The following is a 5,662-nucleotide window of genomic DNA, read 5'->3' on the forward strand; positions in this document are numbered from 1 at the left end:
AAAAGCAATGTTACAGATATTACTATCGTGATAATGATTGTAAATCCCCAGTAGCATTAAAGACCTCAAACCGAGCAAACAACTCTTCTTTATACCAATTTAACTCTTTGGTTAACGCTATAGCCTTCCTATGCTCCTTACTTGAGTAAGCAAAATTTTTCATGGCCTCCTCATCTCTCCACATACTTATAGTTGCCATATTTCTAAATGGCCACTCGCCCACCCCTTTAGCATACAATAAGCCCTTACTTTGTTTTAAAGAATTGTGTGAAGTTGGCACATATCTCCAAAATCGAATCATCTTAGACCATTTAATTGTTGCTCGTGTAAGAACGATAATCGGGCCATTAGATGGTGAATTTGTTTCGGGTTTCTTAAATGGACTTTGCCCATCCCAAAGACCATGTGATGCTATGTTATATGAGTACACGGTGTGGCAATTCTCACAATGCTCATTGTAGTTCTTAATAAGCGATGAATTGGTTAGAAAATCCTCCGCTACTAGTATACTTTCCCAAACCTGCATTAATACATAAATGGAAAAATCTGGCATGAAACTAAACCCTTCACCTCTACCACTTCCCATAAGTTTGTAAAACGTTTGGCCTTCAATATTTTTTAAAATTGAATGTGCCAAGCCCATTTGTGAAAAAGCCCAGAATTTCCCTTTAAATGAACTGAACTGAAAAAATGTAAATGTGGTAATCTGGCTGCTTTGCATAAATCAAATCCAACACCATTAACACATTGCAGATGCCATTGTTTCAAGAATACAATTCAATTACTCACTCCTTAACGTATCAACTGGATTACTCGCAGCAGCTTTATAGGACTGATAAGATACTGTTAGCATAGCAATTAGTAGCAACAAAATACCTGCTACAACAAAAATTAATGGGTTCATATCTACCTTGTAGGCAAAATTGTTTAACCAATAGCTCATGGCATACCAAGCCAACGGTATGGATATGATAAAAGATATTAAAACCAGCTTGGCAAAATCCTTGGTAAGTAATGAAATAATACCTGTTATTGATGCCCCTAGCACCTTTCTTACGCCTATTTCTTTCTTACGCTGCTCAGTCATAAAAGAGGTTAAGCCGAGTAGTCCAAGACAAGCTATTAATATGGCCAATCCGGAAAAGGCCGATAGCAATGTACCAGTATTATTTTCAGATTTATAAAGGGTTTCAAGATTATCATCTAAAAATGAATAATCGAATGGGTGATCTGGCGCAATCTTTTTCCATTCTTGTTCTAACTGGGCTAAGCTTTCATTAATTTGTCCACCTGCCAGTTTTACAGAAATGGTATAGGCATTTCTTGGGTCATACCTCATTACAAGCGGTTGTATTGGCTGGTGTAATGATCGATAGTGAAAGTCTTTTACCACGCCCACAATTTTACCCATTGGGCGGCCATCCAACGCCTGAATATTCGTACCAATCGGGTTGGGAATCATTAATTGTTTTACTGCCGTTTCATTCACCAAATAAGCCTCAGCAGAATCTGTAGCATAATCTTTTGAAATGTTTCTGCCCTCTACAATTTCGAGATTATAAGTAGGAATAAAATCGTAGTCAACAATCATCGTGTTAATGTTGAAATTTTTATCTCTGTATTCAGGTATTGCGTAGGTCCAGTGCGAATGAGAAAAGCCCGGAACGCCATTAGAACTGGTAACAGATACAACTGGGGCCAGCTTTCTGAAATTATCCATAAGAACATCCATGTTTTTTGCCACCATAGAGTTCGGGTTAATATAAATAATCTGATCCTTATCAAAACCAAGGTCTTTGTTAGTTAGGTAGTTCATTTGCTGAATCACTGTAAATGTACCGATGATCAAAAACCCAGCTATCATAAATTGAAAAACGGTGAGCACTTTACGCAATGTTGACTTACCAGCTCTGCCATCAGCATCTTTTAACACTTTAGCTGCTTCAAATGAAGATAAATAGAATGCTGGGTAGCCACCTGCCACAATTGCCGTTACAATGCCCGAAGTGAGCAGCACAACCAGGAATTTATAATTATCAAAATAACTACTGGATAATGAGAAACCCATAGTAGAATTAAACCATGGAATTAATACCTCTAGAAATAGAAGGCTGGCAACAAGTGCCAAAGCAGTAAGAATAAATGTCTCTCCTAAAAATTGATAAATCAGCTGATGTTTCTGTGCGCCCATCACCTTTCTAACGCCCACTTCTTTCGCTCTTCGAAGAGCCCTTGCCGTTGAGAGGTTCATGAAATTGAAACATGCAATTATTAATATGAACAGTGCAATGGCACTAAAGATATAGACTGTGTTTTTGTCCCCATTAGCTACATCTCCTTTAATTCCTTGAGTAAAATGTATTTCGTCCAATGGTTGAAGCCAATCAGTTATCGCTTCAGGATTAAACGTTCTGTTTCGTAACTCGGTGAAGTGCTTGTCAATTTTAGCTTGAAATTTCTCCGGATCAACACCCTCAGATAGTTTAAAATATGCGGTGTAATTCCAACTCTCGAGGTCGGCCAAGAATTTGTCTTTAGGAAAACCGTATTGGGTTTGATAAACATCACCCAATGTTTCGAAAGGTATGATGTATGAAAATTGTATGTGAGTATTTTTAGGCAAGTCCTCAAAAACTCCTGTAATAGTTAAATCAAACTGATTGTCATAATTAATAGTCTGCCCAACCGGATCACCATTGGGGAAGAATTTTTCTGCTATTGAAGAGGCAATTACAATGGAGTAAGGTCGTGACAGCACTTTATCACCTTCGCCCCGTAATAATTTAAAGTTAAAAATTTCGAAAAAATCTGCATCTCCGAGCGACAATGCAGTTGGTGGTAAAGTCTCCTCACCTTTTTTAATTAAGGGTTCATCATCAAATGTGATATATCTTGATGAATGTGTGATTTCTTCGAAATATTCTTCCATGGCAGGTGTGAAACCTGGAGGTGTCCATGTCTGCATTTGTAAAATTCCATTTTCATTTACATACCTGGGAATGTACCTATACACATTTTTATTATGCATATTCTCATAGCTCATCTCAAATTGTACGAACAGAGCTATAAGAAAGCAGCAGGCCAGGCCTGTGGCTAATCCAAAAATGTTGGTAATACTAAAACCTAGGTGCTTAATTAAGTTGCGAAAGGCAATTTTCAGGTAATTTTTTATCATAGTTATACAGCGTTAAACAACTAATAGACTACTGAATTTAGTAATTGGTTGCTTAAGTCAAAAAGAACATGCCTAAAATCCGCATTTAGGCGCCTAACAAACATTCGTTTTTTAACTATATTTGATTGTTTTAAAATTATCATACATGAAGTATTCCAAAATAACAGGGTTAGGACATCACGTTCCGGAAAGAATAGTAACCAATGATGAGCTATCTAAAATGATGGACACTAACAATGAGTGGATTATCGAGCGAACAGGTATTGAAGAGCGAAGGTGGATAAACCCAGAAACAGATACTGTAGCAAATATGGCTGCAAAAGCCAGTCGAATGGCATTAGATAGAGCTGGAGTAAAAGCCGAAGAAATTGATTTTATAGTTTTTGCTACCATAACATCGGATTACTATTTTCCAGGGTCTGGAGTGTTGCTTCAAAGAGAGCTTGGTTTAGAGAGTATTCCAGCAATGGATATTAAAAATGCATGTTCTGGTTTCATTTATGCCCTATCAACTGCCGATCAATTTATAAAAAGCGGAATGTATAAAAAAGTGCTTGTAATAGGTGCTGAGATACAATCAACAGCGCTTGATCTTACTACAAGAGGTAGAGGTACAGCAGTAATTTTTGGTGACGGAGCTGGTGCAGCAGTATTAGAGCCATCAGATGAGCAGGGTATCTTATCTACTCACTTACATTCAGATGGTCGATTTGCAGAAGAACTTTATGTGAAAGATCCTGGCAGTAGTAGGCCGCACGAAGAAAGGCAACCTGAGCAAATTCTTGATACATCTGGTTTTAAAGTTTATATGAATGGAAATCTGGTGTTCAAGCATGCCGTTGTCCGGTTTATGGAAGTAATTAATGAAGCATTGGAAGCCAATAATGCAAAAAAGGAAGAGATAGATTTATTGGTTCCTCATCAGGCCAACCTCAGAATAAGCAATTACATACAACAAAAGATGGAATTACCTGACTCTAAAGTTTACAACAACATAATGCGCTATGGAAATACTACAGCAGCATCTATTCCAATTGCCATGAGTGAAGCTTTTGCAGAAGGTAAAATAAATAAGGGTGACTTAATTTGCTTAGCAGCATTTGGCAGCGGTTTTACATGGGCATCTGCTTTAATTAGATGGTGAAGTGGATATGAAGTTTGAATTTCCTATATTTTGGAAACCAAATTTCATTAATGAAAACTACGAATTATAACCCCAGTAATTTAGAGGTTCAGTTTGCCAGGGCAATTGAAGACTTACAAGACCAAATTGAAAAGAATTTGCCAGATAACGATATTATAAGTGTTGAAAATAGAATAGCCGAGGATAACCCACTTGTAAAATTCTACTTACTTGACAAAGATGGTGATCCTCATGAAATGGTAGTAAAAATTATTCAAACACCAGACAAATTTTGAATTCACCCATTTTGGGTGATTATTTTAAACACACTATGGAGCTATCTTAAAGCTTAAATAACATAACTATGAAAAAAATACTATTCTTATTAATGTGTGTACCAGCAGCAACTTATGCGCAGGTTGTAGGTGCTGTTACAGATACTAAAAGCAATAATCCAGGCGAAGTTATAGATCTACTCCCTTTACCTCCACCAAAGCTAGAAGGCACATTTTATTTAAATGACGAATGGATAGTTGGAGATTTATGGCTTAAAAACAACAAAGTAATAAAAGGCTTTCCTTTAAAGTATGATTTAAAAAACCAACTTTTAGAGATCAACACGGAACATGGCATTAAGGTTTGTCAATTACCATTAATCGAAAAATTTGTGATAAAAGAGCCTTTGAAAGACTCTGTAAAATATTACAATACCTCCGTTGTGAATAACGTGACTTTTGACCTGCCACAAGGTATTTGCGAAGTACTTGTAAATGATAAGGTGAAGGTTCTTAAATACCAGTACCTGGAAATTAAAGAAGCAACATACAACGCTGCAATAAACATGGGAGAGAGGAACGATAAAGTTTTAAAGAAAGAAAGACTATATGCTGTTGTGCGAGATGAGGTTTTTGAATTGAAAAATAAAGTGGGTAAGAATGAAGAAGTATTTGGGGATAAAACTGCTCAAGTTGAAGATTTTGCAAAAAAGAATGGCTTAAAACTGAAAGAAGATGCTGAAATAATAAAGGTCTTTGAATATTATAACAGTCTCATATAGCGAGACATCAAAAAAGAGGCTGCAAATTTGCAGCCTCTTTTTTTATATCAGCTTTTCTTTTGTTGCCTTTGCTATTGCCTCAGACTTGCTATTTACCTGAAGTTTAGAATAGATGTTTTTAATGTGCGACTTTGCAGTCTCTTTTGTCACAAACAGCTCATCGGCAATCATACTATAGCTCTTGCCTTTGGCTAACAATTCCAACACTTCAGTTTCGCGTGGTGAGAGAGGTGAGTTTGGATTTTTCTGAAATGATGCAACCACCATTTTCGCTATTTTAGAACTCATTGGCGCTCCGCCATTTAAT

The 5,662-nt window shown here is 36.7% G+C and carries 6 protein-coding genes; 3 read left to right on the forward strand and 3 right to left on the reverse strand.

The features are described from left to right. Positions 1 to 22: 22 nt before the first annotated feature. Together RLO81_RS18620 and RLO81_RS18625 are read right to left on the reverse strand one after the other, a co-directional pair. Positions 23 to 721 carry a spheroidene monooxygenase gene (locus RLO81_RS18620; protein ID WP_350115330.1) on the reverse strand — a complete coding sequence of 233 codons (699 nt, stop codon included), beginning with the start codon at positions 719 to 721 and terminating at the stop codon, positions 23 to 25. Positions 722 to 781: 60 nt separating this feature from the next. Beyond that, on the reverse strand, positions 782 to 3,175 hold the full coding sequence (locus RLO81_RS18625; RefSeq protein ID WP_350115334.1) for an ABC transporter permease: 2,394 nt from the start codon (positions 3,173 to 3,175) through the stop codon (positions 782 to 784). A 145-nt stretch (positions 3,176 to 3,320) separates the two neighbouring features. On the opposite strand from RLO81_RS18625, the gene RLO81_RS18630 reads away from it, so the two are divergent. The 3 genes from RLO81_RS18630 (at position 3,321) to RLO81_RS18640 (ending at position 5,355) form a co-directional block, all read left to right on the forward strand. Further along, a complete protein-coding gene (locus tag RLO81_RS18630; RefSeq protein ID WP_350115337.1) occupies positions 3,321 to 4,319 on the forward strand; it encodes a beta-ketoacyl-ACP synthase III in 999 nt (332 codons plus the stop codon). Between the two features lie 50 nt (positions 4,320 to 4,369). Beyond that, on the forward strand, positions 4,370 to 4,594 hold the full coding sequence (locus tag RLO81_RS18635; protein WP_350115340.1) for a hypothetical protein: 225 nt from the start codon (positions 4,370 to 4,372) through the stop codon (positions 4,592 to 4,594). Positions 4,595 to 4,662: 68 nt separating this feature from the next. After that, positions 4,663 to 5,355, forward strand: coding sequence for a hypothetical protein (locus RLO81_RS18640; RefSeq protein ID WP_350115343.1), 693 nt, complete (start codon positions 4,663 to 4,665; stop codon positions 5,353 to 5,355). Positions 5,356 to 5,397: 42 nt separating this feature from the next. Here RLO81_RS18640 and RLO81_RS18645 read toward each other — a convergent pair. Beyond that, positions 5,398 to 5,662: response regulator transcription factor (locus RLO81_RS18645; RefSeq protein ID WP_350115346.1), on the reverse strand; the 265-nt coding region annotated here is incomplete at its 5' end.

The sequence above is a fragment of the Fulvivirga sp. genome, from assembly GCF_040220315.1.
GTDB lineage: Bacteria > Bacteroidota > Bacteroidia > Cytophagales > Cyclobacteriaceae > Fulvivirga.

Bases quoted from the DNA above. Each gene is read 5' to 3' on its own strand.
- RLO81_RS18620 (WP_350115330.1), bottom strand. From the start codon at position 721: ATGCAAAGCAGCCAGATTACCACATTTACATTTTTTCAGTTCAGTTCA.
- RLO81_RS18625 (WP_350115334.1), bottom strand. From the start codon at position 3,175: ATGATAAAAAATTACCTGAAAATTGCCTTTCGCAACTTAATTAAGCAC.
- RLO81_RS18630 (WP_350115337.1), top strand. From the start codon at position 3,321: ATGAAGTATTCCAAAATAACAGGGTTAGGACATCACGTTCCGGAAAGA.
- RLO81_RS18635 (WP_350115340.1), top strand. From the start codon at position 4,370: ATGAAAACTACGAATTATAACCCCAGTAATTTAGAGGTTCAGTTTGCC.
- RLO81_RS18640 (WP_350115343.1), top strand. From the start codon at position 4,663: ATGAAAAAAATACTATTCTTATTAATGTGTGTACCAGCAGCAACTTAT.